The sequence below is a fragment of the Nitrincola nitratireducens genome (assembly GCF_000585235.1).
In the GTDB taxonomy this organism is placed as follows: Bacteria; Pseudomonadota; Gammaproteobacteria; order Pseudomonadales; family Balneatricaceae; genus Nitrincola; species Nitrincola alkalisediminis.
In genome coordinates this window covers 179066-194303 of record NZ_AONB01000003.1, presented here as the reverse complement: position 1 = coordinate 194303, position 15238 = coordinate 179066, and the positions used below count along the sequence as shown (strand labels likewise).

Sequence of the window (15238 nt, the reverse complement as noted above, 5' to 3'; positions counted from 1 at the left end):
GTCTCCTTTGCTGTTTAAATCAAAAACTCACGGGCTTTTTCTAAGGCTTCAAATAAACGATCCACTTCAGAAAGCGTATTGTAAAAACTAAAACTGGCTCTAACACTGCCATCAACACCTAAGGCTTCCATTGCTGGCTGTGCACAATGGTTACCCGTCCTGACGGCAATACCCTGCTGGTCCAGCAACATACCGAGATCCGCTGAGTGGACACCGTCTAAAACAAAACTTAGCACGCAGACTTTTTCGTGAGACACGCCCAAAACGCGCATTCCCTCAAAGGCCTTTGCCTTTTCTTCTGCGTAGGCCAGAAGTTGAGCTTCATGATCGATGAGTGCTTGCTTGTCTAAGCCATTGAGGTAGTGGATTGAGGCCGCCAAGGCAATCGCGTCCGCGATATTCGGAGTGCCCGCTTCAAACTTAAACGGCAGCTTGTTAAAGGTTGTCCCTGCAAAGCTGACACTCTCAATCATTTCTCCGCCGCCCAACCAGGGTGGCATCGCCTCTAACAGCTCTGCCTTGCCATACAAAGCGCCTATGCCCGTTGGGCCGAAAAGCTTATGACCAGAGAAGGTATAAAAATCGCAGCCCAACTGCTGCACGTCGGCAAGGAAGTGCCCAGCGCCTTGAGCGCCGTCAACCAACACCTTCGCACCCACGCGATGCGCCATCTCCACCATTTTTTGAACGGGATGGATGACACCCAAAGCATTCGAGACATGGGCAAATGCGACCATTTTCACTCGATCATCGAGCAAGGCTTCATAGGCTTGCAAGTCAATAATGCCTTCGTCCGTAATCGGAATAGGCACCACCTCGGCTCCAACCTCTTGCGCAACCAATTGCCACGGCACGATGTTGGAGTGATGTTCAAGCATGGAAACTAAGACCCTATCGCCTTTTGACAGGTTTTGACGCCCCCAACTGTACGCGACAAGGTTAATGCTTTCGGTGCTTCCGCGAGTCCAAATAACCGATCGACTTTCAGGCGCATTAATGAATTCAGCAAGGGTTTGGCGCGCCGCTTCAAACTTCTCGGTCGCCCGATCACTCAACGCATGTGCACCTCGGTGGACGTTGCTGTTATCCAATGAATAAAAATTCACCAATGCATCAATCATCGCTTGCGGCTTATGTGTTGTCGCACCGTTGTCTAAGTAGACAAGGGGACGCCCATTCACCGTCTGATGCAACGCTGGAAAATCTGCCCTTATTTTATCGATATCCAAACTCACTCAATCACCACCTTTCGCTAATCGATAGATTCATCGTGGATCAAATGACGCACAACGTCATCACTCTGGCCAAACGCTTTCGCCATGCGTGGGCGCAACCACTCTTTAATTTCATCTATGGCAATGTTTTCAACCAGCTCGTTGACAAAACCAAAACTGAGCATGACTCTCGCTTCCGCCTCAGAAATACCACGGCTGACTAAGTAAAATAAGGACTCATCGTTCAATTGACTGATGGTCGCACCGTGCGCACACTTCACATCATCGGCGTAAATTTCCAATTCAGGCTTAGTGTTTATTTCTGCGCGATTTGACGTCAAAAGGTTACGATTACTCATCTCCGCTAGTGTTTTTTGAGCGTCCTGATGAATATGAATACGTCCGTTAAAGACCGCTTTCGCCGTATCCGAAATCACCCCTCTAAACACTTCATTGGTCGTGCAATGCGGAACACAGTGCTCAACATTGGTATGGTAATCGACGCGTTGGTTATGCTTAGGTAAATAAATACCCTGCAAATCAAGATCCGCACCCGACCCCAGATGTCGAACATGGTAATCGATGCGCTTCAAACGACTCCCGGTTGCCAAGGTAAAGCCCGTCAGCTGGGAATTGGCATGCAAGGCGGCATGAACACTGCCCAAATGCAAGGCTTGCTCACTTTCCATGCTGATTCGATAATGTTTAAGTTTGGCGTTTTCACCTAAATCGACTTCGGTCACCGCATTAAACATGGGGCTGGCATCGCTCAACGTCACAAAATGCTCGATGACAACGGCCTCGGCACTGGTTTCCAGTGAGAGCAACAGACGCGAGCCCACATAGTCAGAGGCACCAGATCCCGTGTGTATATGCACCACATACACTGGCTTTTCCAAGCGCTGATTGGCACGAAGGTTTAAAAAGACCCCCTCTCCCAACGCCGCTGTGTTGAGTTGAGAAAACAGGTGCTTTTCAACCTTAGCCACTTGATTAAACTTGGCTAAAATCGCCTGTTGTTCAGCGTCTGACGCTTGGCTAAACAAGCTTAAACTTGCAGGCAATTCTGACGAAAACTGACTGGAGAAGTGCCCATTCACAAACACTACGCGAATTGCATCCAGTGCCATTAATTCATCGGGCAGCGCATCTAATGCTGCATCCGATGGCAAAGTCCAAAGCGTCGACTCCAAGGACTGCAACGAAGTATAACGCCAAGCTTCGGTTTTGCGTGTTGGCCATTTTTCAGTTTGCCATTGATCGGCACACGCCTGTTTCGCCTCGTTAAGCCAAGGAAGCCCTGTAGACTGTTGCGCCAATACCAGCGCATGTGATTGAAATTCACTCATCGTCAAACAGCCTCATTTTCTAACCAGCTATATCCCTTCGCTTCTAGCTCAAGTGCCAATGACTTATCACCGGACTTAACGATACGACCATTCGCCAGTACGTGAACATAATCCGGTACGATGTAATCCAGTAAACGCTGATAGTGAGTGACAACAATAAAACTGCGATCGGCTGAGCGCATGGCATTTACACCGCTTGCAACCACTTGCAACGCATCGATATCCAGACCCGAGTCTGTTTCATCCAAGATGCAAAGCGACGGTTCAAGCAGCATCATCTGCATGATTTCGTTGCGCTTCTTTTCTCCGCCTGAGAACCCCTCATTCACACCACGCTTTAAAAAGCTCTGATCCAGATTAACGGCTTTACAGGCTTCGCGTGCCATTTTCATGAACTCAATTGCAGAGTATTCTTCAAGACCTGCATGTGCACGACGCGCATCAACAGAGGCTTTCAGCAACTCCATATTGCTGACGCCGGGTATTTCAACGGGATACTGAAACGCCAAAAACAATCCTTCTCTGGCTCTAATTTCAGGATCCATGTCTAAAAGATCCTGACCTTTAAATTCAACATGACCTGCTGTGGCTTCATAGCCTGGACGTCCAGACAACACATTGCCCAGGGTACTCTTACCCGCACCATTGGGTCCCATGATGGCATGAATTTCACCTGGCTTTACTTCAAGATTTAGCTGGCGAAGAATTTCTTTGTCTTCTACTTTTGCACACAAGTCATTAATTTTTAACATCGTATCACTCACAAACATTTAAATCGGTTGCTCAGTACGGCTTAGCTACTGACCCTTCGAGACTGACTTCTAACAACTTGCCCGCTTCCACAGCGAATTCCATTGGCAGCTGTTTAAACACTTCTCGGCAAAAACCATTCACAATCATGGAAACGGCTTTTTCGGCATCTAAACCGCGCTGTTGGCATAAGAACAGCTGATCATCACTGACTTTAGACGTGGTTGCTTCATGCTCAACAACAGCAGAAGGGTGTGCACTTTCTATGTAAGGAAAGGTGTGTGCGCCACAACGGTCACCAATCAGCAAAGAATCGCATTGTGTATAATTACGCGCACCTTCCGCCGTTGGCCCCATGCGCACTAAACCACGATAGGCATTTTGACTTTTACCCGCCGAAATACCCTTGGAAATAATGGTCGACTTGGTGTGCTTACCCAAGTGGATCATTTTGGTTCCGGTATCGGCCTGCTGGTAATTATTCGTCAAAGCAACCGAGTAAAACTCACCAATACTGTGATCGCCCTTTAGGATGCAGCTCGGGTACTTCCAGGTCACAGCCGATCCAGTTTCAACCTGCGTCCACGAAATCTTGGCGCGGGTATGGCAGATTCCACGTTTGGTTACAAAGTTATAAATGCCGCCCTTGCCTTGTTCATCGCCGGGGTACCAGTTTTGCACTGTTGAATATTTAATCTCGGCATTGTCCAGCGCAACCAACTCAACAACAGCTGCATGCAGCTGATTCTCGTCACGTTGTGGCGCAGTACAGCCTTCCAAATAGCTCACGTGTGAGCCTTCATCGGCAATAATCAAGGTACGCTCAAACTGCCCAGTGTTCATTTCATTAATTCTGAAATAGGTGGAAAGTTCCATCGGACAACGCACACCTTTAGGGATGTACACGAAGGAACCATCGGAGAACACGGCTGAATTCAACGCAGAATAATAGTTATCGCGTTGAGGAACGACTGAACCAATGTATTTTTTAATCAACTCGGGGTATTTGTGCACAGCTTCGCTGATCGGGCAAAAAATAACACCGGCCTCTTCCAGCTTGCCTCTGAACGTTGTCACCACAGAAACAGAGTCGAAAACAGCATCAACCGCTACACCGGCCAACATCTCTTGCTCATGCAACGGAATACCAAGCTTATTGTAGGTTTCAATAAGGTCAGGATCGACTTCATCCAGGCTTTTTGGACGGTCCGCAAGACTCTTGGGCGCTGAGAAATACGAAATCGACTGAAAATCGATCTTCGGATATTTGACGTGCGCCCACTCAGGCTCTTCCATTCCTTGCCAAATTTTGAACGCTTTAAGACGCCAGTCGAGCATCCACTGAGGCTCATTTTTTTTAGCTGAAATGAAACGAATTACGTCCTCATTCAACCCTGGAGCAAAGTCTCAGACTCGATATTGGTGTGAAAACCGGCTGAGTACTCTTTCCTAATTAAACTTTCGACCTGTTCAGACATAACTCTACTACCTCTGCTTGCACATCCGCGCCGGGTTAGGCATCAGTGTTTGTCAATCGAGTGACAACCTGACGGAAATGCTTAATGGCAAACTCGACTTCATCTTCTGTGGTGAAGCGCCCAAAACTGATACGCACTGACGCATGCGCCAGTGCATCAGGGACGCCGATGGCTTTTAAAACATAACTGGGTTCTACGCTGGCTGAGGTGCATGCCGATCCTGTTGAGATGGCGAGATCTTTTAAGGCCATCAACAACACTTCACCCTCAACCCCTGCAACGGCCAGATTCAAATTGCCTGCAATCCGCCGCGAGAAGGATCCGTTCAATTGTACACTAGGTAAATCTTTAATCCCTTCCCAAAAGGTTTGACGATGACGGGCAATTCTCGTCGACTCTTCAAGCATCAATTCCTGTGCGAGCTTTAATGCCTCACCCATTCCGACGATTTGATGGGTCGGCAGGGTGCCCGAACGCATCCCTCGCTCATGTCCGCCCCCGTGTATTTGCGCTTCTATACGCACTTTGGGTTGCTGGCGAACATAGAGCGCACCGATTCCTTTTGGGCCGTATATCTTGTGAGCTGAGATCGACATTAAATCAACGTTCAACTCACTCAAATCAATAGGCAGCTTGCCGACACTTTGCGCGGCATCCACATGAAACAACACACGATGCTCTCGACAAAGATCCCCTATCGCCGCAATATCGGTGACGGTGCCTATCTCGTTGTTCACATGCATCAGCGACACTAAAATTGTGTCATCGCGTAACGCATCACTGACTTGCTGGACATGAATTAGGCCCTGCGCATCAGGCGTCAACCATGTGACTTCATACCCCTCATCCTCAAGATGACGAAGGGTATCAATCACCGCTTTGTGCTCAATTCGCGACGTAATCAGGTGTTTGCCTTTACGCGCACTTTGATGCGCAGCCCCTTTAATCGCAAGATTGTTCGATTCTGTTGCACCGGATGTCCACACAATCGAGCGTGGATCCGTGTTCAATAATTCAGCAACCTGTTGACGTGCTTGCTCAACGGCCTCTTCCGCTCTCCAGCCGTAAATATGAGACCGTGACGCTGGATTCGCAAAGTTTCCATCCATTGTCAGACAGGCCATCATTTTTTCGGCCACTCTCGGATCCACTGGGGTTGAGGCGGCATAGTCGAGATAAACAGGACGCATCATTATTTTCACACTTGTTAAAAAATACCACTGGCAACACAGGCCTTAGTGCCTGCTCGCCACCCTTTCAAACTCACTTTCACGCGAACTGACAATCACTTGATCTAATTTGCGTAAATCTTGACGCGAAGCAACCTGCTGAACATCTTGACGCTGAACCAGATCGGCTAGGGTAATACCTGCCAAAAAGCTGTGTATTTGATCGCTCAAATCACACCATAAATGATGGGTCAAACAGACTTCACCGGCCTGACAATCGCCTTTACTCCGGCAACCCGTGGCATCGACCGTCTCATTGACAGCATCCACAACTTCAGCAACATTAATTTTGTTCTGTGGGCGTTTGAGTTGATAACCACCGCCTGGGCCTCTGACGCTTGAAACCAACTCATTGCGACGCAAACGTGCAAAAAGTTGCTCAAGATACGACAAAGAAATTCCTTGGCGCTCAGAAATATCGGCAAGACTGATTGGTCCTTTTCCTTCGTGCAGTGCCAAGTCCAACATGGCAGTCACCGCATACCGGCCTTTCGTTGTAAGTCGCATCATTCACCTCACATTCACCCAATTAAGTAAGAGGGATTATGCTAAAACCTACAAAAGCAGTCAACTATTTAACCTACTGATTTGATCAAGAATTAGATTCGCGAGTCGATAAGGTGCTTTCGTCTTCAACAGCCCCCTCAAAATCCTCGCCTTTCAGCTCAGGCAACTCCTCATTGCAGTACTCAGGACGCAATTCACACAACACTTGCCCCATGGATTCAACTTTCTTATCCATCGCCTGCATATGGTCTGAAAGACACTGTATGGCATGCGCAACAGGATCTGACACTTCTTCGGTAACGGCGTAGGCATCAAAGCCATTTGATTGGCCATTTTTCGGCGCACGTCTTCGCATTGAGCCGACTCTTGGCCGCGCTTAACAATCCGCGCTGGAATACCGACAACAGTAGCACCAGCCGGTACGTGTTTGGTCACCACGGCATTCGACCCGACACGCGCCCCTTGGCCAATTGTGATCGGCCCGAGAATCTTCGCCCCAGCACCACACACCACACCACTTTCGAGGGTTGGATGGCGCTGCCCCTTATTCCAAGTTGTGCCCCCTAGGGTAACACCGTGGTAAAGCGTGACATCGTCGCCTACGATGCGGTTTCGCCAATAACGACACCCATGCCATGATCAATAAAAAAGCGGCGACCGATTTGCGCACCGGGGTGAATCTCGATACCCGTTGTCCAGCGGGCAAAATTGGAAATCATTCGCGCCAGCCACTTAAAGCCCCGACGCCAAAGCCCATGTGCCAAACGATGCCACCAGACCGCATGCAAGCCCGGATAGGTTGTCACCACCTCGAAGGTACTACGTGCGGCAGGGTCTCGGTGAAAAACAGACGCAATGTCTTCTTTTATGGATGCAAACACACAAATAACCTTTTTAGACGTTAGCCTTTTTTGGGATGATCCGCGCCCACTTTTTCGTCCACGCTTCTTAAAATACCGCGCAAAACGTTGACCTCAACCTTATCCGGCACGGCTCTTAAAAAAAGCCTGCGCATACGGGTCATCAACTGACGTGGGTTTTCAGGATCTAAGAACTCGATCTCCACCAAGGTTTTCTCTAAGTGTTCAAACAAAAGCTCCAGCTCTTTTGCTTGCGCCAACTCGATATCCCACTGCGTTCCCCACTTAGGTGCAGACGGCTCGTCTAACGACTCCTGCAACATGCGCAGTTCATACGCAATCACTTGCACAGCAGCGGCCACGTTCAACGAACTAAAATCGGGGTTCGTAGGAATTTGCACATGATGATGACAGCGATGAAGCTCTTCATTGGTCAGGCCACGATCTTCGCGACCAAAGACAATCGCGACGCGCGTATCAGGAGCCACCTTTCCGACAACACCCGCAAGTTCTCTTGGGTTCATGATCGGCCAAGGGATATGACGCCCACGCGCACTGGTGCCCACCACGAGATGGCAATCCGCAATGGCATCCTCTAAGGTATCCACGAGTGTCGCCGCCGCTAAAATATCGGTCGCTCCCGACGCACGGGCATCGGCCTCAGGATCTGGAAAACGTTTAGGTGCAACCAAACAAAGATCCGCCAGCCCCATATTTTTCATGGCTCTGGCAACCGCCCCAATATTACCGGGATGCGTCGTATTCACGAGAATTATACGTATTTGATCAAGCATCTGTGCAATTTCATAAAAAAATGAGGCCAATATGGTAACAGATAACGCTTGAGGAAGTGCAGAGGTACAGGATAAATAGATGTCCAGGCGCAACGGGATCAATCACAACCCATAAGGTTACATATGACAAGTGCTGATTTTTAAGCTTAACACAGAGCGCACCGGCAACCTTGATGCAGCGAAGCGGAGATAAGGGCGTCCGAGTACCGCGTTTGGTTAAATTGCTATCGTTCACCCTCAAGGCCATGCCACACTCTGAGAATAATGATAGCACTGGCATGAACTGAATATCGAACGACGTATTTTCCGAAAACCATATCTCGAACAGAGTCAGGCACCGGTGCCATTTCAACTGGTGTGCCCATTTTGGGGAATTCTGGAAGTAATTCGATTTTGCCAACCAGTTCGGTGGCAATCCTAGCTGCCGCCGACGGGCTGTGCACCGCAATGAACTCCCTGAGGCGTTTCAAATCATCAATGGCCTCATCCGTGTAAACCAGCTTCACTTACCTGACCTCGGCGCATCTTGCTCGTTTTCGGCTCCCCAGGTATTAAGCCAACTGTGGACCTCGCTGGCATCAACAACCTTGCCTTGGGCAGCAGACTCCATTGCCTCTAATGTTTGTTTCCACCGCTCTTGCTCAAGCTGCTGCCTTTCTATGTATTCCGACAATGCCTGGTTGATTACCCAGCCTTTGCTACGGTGCAGCCTGCTGGCGATCGCTTCCAGATGCTCTTCAACTTCTGCTTGAAGGCGAACTGTGGTGACGCTCATGACTATGACCCTCGAATTTGCTGACTACAATGTATTACAGCATAGTCTACAAGGGTAGGCAAAAAATTTAACGCTCCGCTAAAGTGCAACGCTCGCGGTGTCACTTTTCAGCGGCTGTTAGCAGCTTCAGCACGCAAACGCTCTACTAGCCAAACTTTAATAATGGATTGGCGAGTGACTCCTATTCGAGCAGCTTCGCGATCAAGCGATTCAACTACCCATGCAGGAAAATCAACATTAATGCGCTTTACTTCATGATTTACTCGGCGTGCAGTTGTTACATCAAGATCGCCAATGATGTCTTCTACACTCTCATCAAATTTTGAATCAAATTCATTAGCTTTCATACAACTCTACCTCACTCTTGCGTGAACGTCTTACCGAAATAATTCGTATTTTTTCACCTCGGTATGTGATCACGGCAGACCAGTGCTTATCACCTATAATGACCAATGACAAGGTAACGAGGTTCATCATCTGACTTAGCTTGAATCTCTAGTAAATCTTGGTCTTGCCACAAGGCCTGTGCATCAAGGAAATCAATTCCATGCTTATGGAGGTTCGCTTGACTTTTTTCACCATCAAATTCAAACGTGTTCATGAGTATAAATTATTCCTTTTTTACTCATTTAGCAAGGAAGTGGATATGATTGACTGCTAACGCCCCTCACAAGAGCGACCAAATAAGCGCAGCGTTTTGGCTGTCCCAGCGACCAACGGGAGCGATTGCTGCGGATTGTTATATGCCTTGCCCAACAATGAGTATGCGCATACACTATGCACATTACACATGCGGAGCAACAGCCATGAATTACGCATACAATACCCAAGCCCCCAAGAAACCCACTAATGTCAGTATAAACAGTGATTTACTTGAAAAAGCCAAAGGTCTCAATATCAATCTATCTGCAACTTTGGAGCGTGCCCTGGCTGATCAATTAAGGACTGAACAGCGCGCTCAATGGCTACGCGAGAACGCCGATGTTATTCAATCATACAACCAATTTGTCGAAACCAACGGCACGTTCAGCGACAGTGTCAGGAAGTTCTGATAAGTCAATTTTGCGCATATAAGAACCCCAACCCAGCTACTCGCACCCAATACCCTTACCTGCTGGATATACAAACTGGTTTATTAAGTGAACTGAGAACAACCATTGTCATTCCGCTTACACCTTCAAAAATGGCTGCACAGATAAGCCTATCGAGGCTCAATCCCACATTCATTCTTGATGGTGAGAGCTTCACAGCAATGACACAAGACATTGCAGGTGTAGATCGCAAACAGCTCGGTGTTCAGGCCTATGACCTGACTTCACAACGCGCTGACATTACTGCAGCAGTCGATTTTGTACTCTCTGGCATATAACGAGCCTGTAGAAAAACCTAATCTCGACAAGTTTTTCCGCCAGAGCCCAGTCTATATTATTCATTTCAATTGCTGACTTCAGTCAGCAATCACTTATTTACTTTGTTTTTTTAGCTTTTACTTTTATAGGCCTTAAGCAATTGCCCCTTCAGAGCCTCATTCAGAAGCCATCTTATCCTGATTTTCGCCTCATCCGCTCAATCCACCGTATTTCGCTAACTTCTCTACATTATGCACCAAACAGTACAATTGCCACTGACCCTGTACCTTGTTTTTACCTCGCAGACTAAAACGACTGAGTGCTTTGTTGGTGCCAATGTTGCCGAACAGAGGCTCCACAACAGACATTCGATGGCTATAAATTTGCTTCCCTTTAGGACTATCCACTCGGTGCTTCATCCAGTCAGTATAGGTCGGCGCACGCTGGTCGTTAAGTGCAAAACTGACTTGTCTTCCGGCACCTTTGCGATGATTCGCTGACGCTGGATTCTTCATGCACTTATCTTTTATAGCGCAATGACGGCATTGCAGTAATCGACCTTCAAAATAGGCTGAGCATTGACCACGTTCATTCGTTTTAACTCCCCGATGACTAATCTGTTCACCCGCCGGACATATACATATCATCTCTACTGGATCAAACTGGAACTCGCTAGCGGGAATCAGAGGTTTCGCTTTAGACTTTCTTGAAGACTGATGGCGCTTGCCGTATTTTGCTTTTTGGTGTGCAAACTTGGGGTCGCGGCTTCTAAACTGATTATCAGGAATGAACCCATTAATCTGATTTTCGTGCAAATACTTCATATTCATTACTCGTCTCATCCTGAGACTCGCCCTTCGGGCCCGCTGAAGCGGTTCAAATGTGTTCCAGACACATTTGTCATTCGCAAAGCCAGTATCAGCCGTCACGATAACGCCGCCTGCATATACATTGTCATCAATACCAAGCCGCTGATAACGTGCTTTAATACTCTCTAATACAGGCTCCAAAGTATGATGTTCCTGCCCTTCACCGAAGGCTTGTGCATCAATGATAATTTGATGTTTTTTGTCGACTGCTGCAACACCGTTATAACCTTGAATGGTGCCTTTGCTGGTCGTCATCTTGGCTGACTCTGGATCAGTGATATTGCTCTTCACTTCCTTACTGCGTTTGCCTTTACCCATCCTTGGCTGGTTCTGCTTTAAAAAAGCATCGATCTTATTGGCAGCCGCATCCAGTGTTTGAATGGTTTGAGTCTTACGATTATTACGTTCCAGTGATTCTTCACTTTCACAGGTATCTTTTTCTTGATGCTCACTGAGATGATACTGGATCAAGCGCTTGAGCTTTTGACGTTTCTGTTCCAGTTCTTTAAAGGTGCCAGACCATTCCTTGGATGCATTAGAGCGCATCTTACAACCATCAATGGCAAAGAGTTCATGGCCCAACAATCCTTGTTGATCACAGATGAGTAACACTTGTTCAAATAAGGCTTCTATTGCCTGAGCTCGGCTACTGACAAAGTGAGCAATCGTAGTAAAGTGCGGCACGGTGTCGCAAGATAAGGCTTTGAAGATGATATTCGTTTCGCAGCACCACTGGATCTCACGGCTGGACGTAATACCCTTTGAGTAAGCAAATAATATAATTTTGAGTAGTATCGCTGGGTCGTATGCAGGCCGACCTTCGGCATCATTTTTATAGGGCTTGTGAAAAGCCGATAGGTCGAGTTTTTCAGAGATCAGGTAATGCAGTGAAAATTCAAACGTGCCAGGTTGGATCTGTTCTAGGTAGTTAATCACCACCATCGACATCTGGTTGTAATCGTAATGTTTGAACTTTGCCATCCCAGAGCCTCCGTTTCCTGAAAGTCTTATCAAAGCATAGATGGAGAGGTTTTTCTACAGCCTGAACGCCCGCTTAAGGGGCAGACAACGCTACTACCAAGCTTCCGCATAACTCCGTAATCACAAAAACCAACGCATAGTAAAAATGCCACGCGTTGGCTGTCCCTCTTGAAGCGTTTGTAATGCCGCTAGCTGAAGCGTGAAGCCAGCTTCTTATAAACAGCATCTTTATCTCGTTTACCAACAGCGAGTACATAAACGACAACTTCATTGTCGATGACTTCATAAGCCAAACGATAACCTGATGTACGAAGTTTGATTTTGTAAACAGAATCATAACCCCGTAACTTTGATGATGGAACGTGGGGATTTTCTAGCCTTTCTTTGAGTTTCTTTTTAAATTGACTCTGAATCGTTGGCGCTAGCTTACTCCACTCCTTTTGGGCTGCTGGCAAAAACTTTAACTTATAAGTCATCAATATTGATTTCCACAGCTTGCGACAAATCACCACGACGACTATCTACTATTTGGGAAAGCTCATAATCATCAAGCATATCCATCAGATACTCGTAAGTTTCAGCCGGTACAAGGTAAGCTGCGGGTTTGTTATGGTTAAGGATCGCAATAGCTGAACCATCAGCCTCGTTCAAAAGAGCAGTTGGATTTTTCTTTAACTCTGAAATACTGGCAGAGCAATTCGCTAATACCTGTCTCATAACTTCACCATATAAGCATTAAAATCAGACCTAATTTTAGACCTTAATTTAAGTGATTGCTAGAGATTTACAATAGAGGCATAACGCTTAGTTAATGAGCCGACGAAAGCGCAAAAAAATACCCGTCAGCACCAAATTTAGGATGTATCATCCAATCTATCACTTTCGAGACCTCTTTCTTAATACATGCCGCATAGGGCGGTTTGATTCCTGCATCTGGTTGCCGGAACCGAGGGGCCTACCCTCATCTTTAATACAGCAAGAAAGGGGTTAGCCTTTCGTCATGACACACGAGCGCAGCGAAAAATTTGTCCGGCAGCAGCAATAACATGGACTCCCCCTCACTATCCGGCATCGATGTGCCACACTGAGAGTGTCAAATCAAACAGTCACAAGTGAGGGGAAGTCGCATGGAAAAGTCTATACGTTGTGGGGTCGATATTGCAAAGCTCGTGTTTCAAATTCATGGCGTTAATGCTAAATCTGGTGAAACCGTCATAGTTAAAAAGTTAGCCAGAGGTGAAATGATGCGCTTCTTCGCCAACAAACCACCGATGCTTATCGGCATTGAAGCCTGCGGTGGTGCTCATTATTGGGCTCGTGAGCTGACCAAACTCGGCCATACCGTAAAGCTGATGACGCCGCAGTATGTTGCGCCCTACCGCCGCGGCGGTAAAAACGATGCCAATGATGCCGAAGCCATTTGTGAAGCACTGGCCAGACCCAATATGCGCTTTGTTGCCGTTAAATCAGAATCACAACAAGCGGTATTGGTCATACACCGGATGCGTGAGCAATGGGTGCGTGAGCGTACTTCACTGATGAACCAAATTCGCAGTTATCTGCATGAGTTTGGCATCGTGATTAATCAGGGACGCGCAGCACTAGCCAAGACATTACCCTTAGTGGCTGAATCAGAAACCTTACCGCTGCTGTTTCGCCAAAGCATCGCCGACCTAGCAGATAGATTAACCGATTTAGAGACGCGGATTACTGCACTCAACAAACGGATTGAAGCCTGGAGCAAACAAGATACCACCGCAAAAGCCTTACTTGAGCTCTGTGGTGTCGGTAGCGTTACCGCCAGTGCGGCAGTAGCAACAGCCGGTGATGTGTCAGTATTTAAAAACGGCAGGCAGTTTGCTGCCTGGCTCGGTTTAGTGCCAAAACAGAATTCATCCGGTGGTAAAGCGCAACTCGGTGCCATTACTAAACGCGGTGACCGTTACTTACGAACACTCTTGGTTCAGGGTGCCCGAACCGTCATGCTGGCGGCCAGCAGAGCACAAAAATCAACGCAAACAATACCCATGTTCGAGTGGATTTATAAGCTGCAAGAACGCCGGCCAAACAATGTTGTTGCGGTCGCAATCGCCGCCAAGCAGGCCAGAATGCTTTGGGCAATTATGGCAAAGCAGCAACGGCAAGATGCTTTAGGTTTAGCAACATGATGTAACGGTAAAAGAAGTAAAACAGTAAGTTAACGACAACTCTCAACCAAAGCATTGCACTACAAAGTGGATAAATAAAGCGGCAACGACCGTGCACAGGAAGGGCCTGGTAACAAGGCTGGTATTTATTACCGATGCAGCGATGAGGCACCTGTGCGCGAAAGTTATCAGGCTGGAGCATGGCTAACACCATGAAACTCACGAGCCGAATAGACGTATGCTGCCATTCACCGCCAAGTTTGATCACTTTGTGCTTGCAATAGAGGGGGAGTCCATAGACGCTTTGTTAGGCATCAAATCCATCGGCGGACCGCTGCTGCATATTGACGGTACTCATGTCCAAACTTTTCACGCATGTACCGCTCCTCTGGAAAGATTTGAAACCTATTCATATACATCACGAACAACGGCAGCAGCAAGAGACTTGAGAAGTTCGTTAGAAAAACGCTCCAACCCACAAGCATGAGTAAGAAGCCAACGTACATTGGGTTTCGGCTGATTCGATAGACTCCCTTAGTTACAAGGCTTGAAGATTGATCCGGTATTCTCGGATCCACTGTGGTGCCTGCAGAACGAAACGCCAAAACACCAAGTAGCGCGAAAACCATACCAATTAATGCCAAAACTAGCGCAATGAGCGACGAAGCGAAAAACTCAATACTTAGCGCAGGTAACAGAGCTGCCAATATCCACATGAGAGCTGCGGAGATCGCCGTTTGAATAACAGGTGGGACTTTTAGCTCTAATCTATCCACGATGACTCCTTTGGTGCCTAACGCTTGCATAAAAGGCGGCCAGACAAGGCCGTCCAGTGGAGGCCCACCTGGGCCGGAGCGAATTTGATGCAATTGTTATAACCTTATTATCCAATCGCGAATTAAACCTAGAATATCCCATCATACTGTTAATCACGGC

The 15238-nt window shown here is 47.5% G+C and carries 17 protein-coding genes and 2 pseudogenes; 3 read left to right on the top strand and 16 right to left on the bottom strand.

Going from position 1 to position 15238, the window contains the following annotated elements; all coding sequences use genetic code 11:
• Positions 1 to 14 precede the first annotated feature (14 nt).
• The 12 genes and pseudogenes from D791_RS04905 to D791_RS20715 all read right to left on the bottom strand — a co-directional run bounded on the left by D791_RS04905 (position 15) and on the right by D791_RS20715 (position 9557).
• A complete protein-coding gene (locus tag D791_RS04905; RefSeq protein ID WP_036508512.1) occupies positions 15 to 1235 on the bottom strand; it encodes an aminotransferase class V-fold PLP-dependent enzyme in 1221 nt (406 codons plus the stop codon).
• 17 nt (positions 1236 to 1252) lie between these two features.
• Positions 1253 to 2563 (bottom strand): Fe-S cluster assembly protein SufD, encoded by a 1311-nt coding sequence (gene sufD / locus D791_RS04900; protein ID WP_036508509.1) that lies wholly within the window; start codon positions 2561 to 2563, stop codon positions 1253 to 1255.
• Positions 2564 to 2565: 2 nt separating this feature from the next.
• The gene (sufC, locus tag D791_RS04895) at positions 2566 to 3315 is read right to left on the bottom strand and encodes a Fe-S cluster assembly ATPase SufC (protein ID WP_193364992.1); all 750 of its coding nucleotides are present in this window, start codon (positions 3313 to 3315) and stop codon (positions 2566 to 2568) included.
• Positions 3316 to 3346: 31 nt separating this feature from the next.
• Positions 3347 to 4791, bottom strand: a pseudogene (gene sufB, locus D791_RS04890) (Fe-S cluster assembly protein SufB).
• A 35-nt stretch (positions 4792 to 4826) separates the two neighbouring features.
• Entirely contained in the window at positions 4827 to 5984 is a 1158-nt protein-coding gene (locus D791_RS04885; protein WP_051514210.1) for an IscS subfamily cysteine desulfurase, read from the bottom strand.
• Between the two features lie 42 nt (positions 5985 to 6026).
• Positions 6027 to 6527, bottom strand: a complete 501-nt coding sequence (iscR, locus tag D791_RS04880) for a Fe-S cluster assembly transcriptional regulator IscR (RefSeq protein ID WP_036508505.1) — start codon at positions 6525 to 6527, stop codon at positions 6027 to 6029.
• Positions 6528 to 6612: 85 nt separating this feature from the next.
• A pseudogene (gene cysE / locus D791_RS04875) lies at positions 6613 to 7408 on the bottom strand (serine O-acetyltransferase).
• 20 nt (positions 7409 to 7428) lie between these two features.
• Positions 7429 to 8181 carry a tRNA (cytosine(32)/uridine(32)-2'-O)-methyltransferase TrmJ gene (gene trmJ, locus D791_RS04870; protein ID WP_036508706.1) on the bottom strand — a complete coding sequence of 251 codons (753 nt, stop codon included), beginning with the start codon at positions 8179 to 8181 and terminating at the stop codon, positions 7429 to 7431.
• Between the two features lie 224 nt (positions 8182 to 8405).
• Positions 8406 to 8687, bottom strand: a complete 282-nt coding sequence (locus tag D791_RS04865; protein ID WP_036508503.1) for a type II toxin-antitoxin system RelE/ParE family toxin — start codon at positions 8685 to 8687, stop codon at positions 8406 to 8408.
• Positions 8684 to 8956 (bottom strand): CopG family ribbon-helix-helix protein, encoded by a 273-nt coding sequence (locus D791_RS04860; RefSeq protein ID WP_036508501.1) that lies wholly within the window; start codon positions 8954 to 8956, stop codon positions 8684 to 8686. The genes D791_RS04865 and D791_RS04860 overlap by 4 nt, the downstream gene beginning before the upstream one ends.
• A 107-nt stretch (positions 8957 to 9063) precedes the next feature.
• A complete protein-coding gene (gene brnA / locus D791_RS04855) occupies positions 9064 to 9303 on the bottom strand; it encodes a type II toxin-antitoxin system BrnA family antitoxin (protein WP_036508499.1) in 240 nt (79 codons plus the stop codon).
• An 89-nt stretch (positions 9304 to 9392) separates the two neighbouring features.
• On the bottom strand, positions 9393 to 9557 hold the full coding sequence (locus D791_RS20715; protein WP_237748522.1) for a BrnT family toxin: 165 nt from the start codon (positions 9555 to 9557) through the stop codon (positions 9393 to 9395).
• A gap of 205 nt (positions 9558 to 9762) precedes the next feature.
• Between D791_RS20715 and D791_RS04845 the strand changes: the two genes are divergently transcribed.
• On the top strand, positions 9763 to 10008 hold the full coding sequence (locus D791_RS04845; RefSeq protein ID WP_036508704.1) for a type II toxin-antitoxin system CcdA family antitoxin: 246 nt from the start codon (positions 9763 to 9765) through the stop codon (positions 10006 to 10008).
• On the top strand, positions 9918 to 10325 hold the full coding sequence (locus D791_RS04840; RefSeq protein WP_237748521.1) for a CcdB family protein: 408 nt from the start codon (positions 9918 to 9920) through the stop codon (positions 10323 to 10325). Before D791_RS04845 ends, D791_RS04840 begins: the two co-directional genes overlap by 91 nt.
• A 189-nt stretch (positions 10326 to 10514) precedes the next feature.
• Here D791_RS04840 and D791_RS04835 read toward each other — a convergent pair whose 3' ends face one another.
• The 3 genes from D791_RS04835 to D791_RS04825 form a co-directional block, all read right to left on the bottom strand.
• Positions 10515 to 12155, bottom strand: a complete 1641-nt coding sequence (locus D791_RS04835) for a transposase (RefSeq protein WP_036508497.1) — start codon at positions 12153 to 12155, stop codon at positions 10515 to 10517.
• A gap of 188 nt (positions 12156 to 12343) precedes the next feature.
• Positions 12344 to 12631, bottom strand: a complete 288-nt coding sequence (locus D791_RS04830) for a type II toxin-antitoxin system RelE family toxin (RefSeq protein ID WP_000221356.1) — start codon at positions 12629 to 12631, stop codon at positions 12344 to 12346.
• A complete protein-coding gene (locus D791_RS04825) occupies positions 12621 to 12872 on the bottom strand; it encodes a type II toxin-antitoxin system Phd/YefM family antitoxin (protein WP_001250181.1) in 252 nt (83 codons plus the stop codon). The genes D791_RS04830 and D791_RS04825 overlap by 11 nt, the downstream gene beginning before the upstream one ends.
• A 410-nt stretch (positions 12873 to 13282) precedes the next feature.
• Here D791_RS04825 and D791_RS04820 point away from each other — a divergent pair, with 410 nt between their 5' ends.
• Positions 13283 to 14323, top strand: a complete 1041-nt coding sequence (locus D791_RS04820) for an IS110 family RNA-guided transposase (RefSeq protein WP_036508488.1) — start codon at positions 13283 to 13285, stop codon at positions 14321 to 14323.
• 293 nt (positions 14324 to 14616) lie between these two features.
• On the opposite strand, the gene D791_RS04815 is transcribed toward D791_RS04820, so the two are convergent.
• The gene (locus D791_RS04815) at positions 14617 to 15171 is read right to left on the bottom strand and encodes a methyltransferase (protein WP_237748520.1); all 555 of its coding nucleotides are present in this window, start codon (positions 15169 to 15171) and stop codon (positions 14617 to 14619) included.
• Between the last annotated feature and the right edge of the window lie 67 nt (positions 15172 to 15238).

What these genes read in the sequence shown, in the direction of transcription:
- sufD (WP_036508509.1), bottom strand. Translation starts at nt 2,563, where the DNA reads ATGAGTGAATTTCAATCACATGCGCTGGTATTGGCGCAACAGTCTACA.
- sufC (WP_193364992.1), bottom strand. Translation starts at nt 3,315, where the DNA reads ATGTTAAAAATTAATGACTTGTGTGCAAAAGTAGAAGACAAAGAAATT.
- D791_RS04885 (WP_051514210.1), bottom strand. Translation starts at nt 5,984, where the DNA reads ATGATGCGTCCTGTTTATCTCGACTATGCCGCCTCAACCCCAGTGGAT.
- iscR (WP_036508505.1), bottom strand. Translation starts at nt 6,527, where the DNA reads ATGCGACTTACAACGAAAGGCCGGTATGCGGTGACTGCCATGTTGGAC.
- trmJ (WP_036508706.1), bottom strand. Translation starts at nt 8,181, where the DNA reads ATGCTTGATCAAATACGTATAATTCTCGTGAATACGACGCATCCCGGT.
- D791_RS04860 (WP_036508501.1), bottom strand. Translation starts at nt 8,956, where the DNA reads ATGAGCGTCACCACAGTTCGCCTTCAAGCAGAAGTTGAAGAGCATCTG.
- brnA (WP_036508499.1), bottom strand. Translation starts at nt 9,303, where the DNA reads ATGAAAGCTAATGAATTTGATTCAAAATTTGATGAGAGTGTAGAAGAC.
- D791_RS20715 (WP_237748522.1), bottom strand. Translation starts at nt 9,557, where the DNA reads ATGAACACGTTTGAATTTGATGGTGAAAAAAGTCAAGCGAACCTCCAT.
- D791_RS04845 (WP_036508704.1), top strand. Translation starts at nt 9,763, where the DNA reads ATGAATTACGCATACAATACCCAAGCCCCCAAGAAACCCACTAATGTC.
- D791_RS04840 (WP_237748521.1), top strand. Translation starts at nt 9,918, where the DNA reads ATGGCTACGCGAGAACGCCGATGTTATTCAATCATACAACCAATTTGT.
- D791_RS04835 (WP_036508497.1), bottom strand. Translation starts at nt 12,155, where the DNA reads ATGGCAAAGTTCAAACATTACGATTACAACCAGATGTCGATGGTGGTG.
- D791_RS04830 (WP_000221356.1), bottom strand. Translation starts at nt 12,631, where the DNA reads ATGACTTATAAGTTAAAGTTTTTGCCAGCAGCCCAAAAGGAGTGGAGT.
- D791_RS04825 (WP_001250181.1), bottom strand. Translation starts at nt 12,872, where the DNA reads ATGAGACAGGTATTAGCGAATTGCTCTGCCAGTATTTCAGAGTTAAAG.
- D791_RS04820 (WP_036508488.1), top strand. Translation starts at nt 13,283, where the DNA reads ATGGAAAAGTCTATACGTTGTGGGGTCGATATTGCAAAGCTCGTGTTT.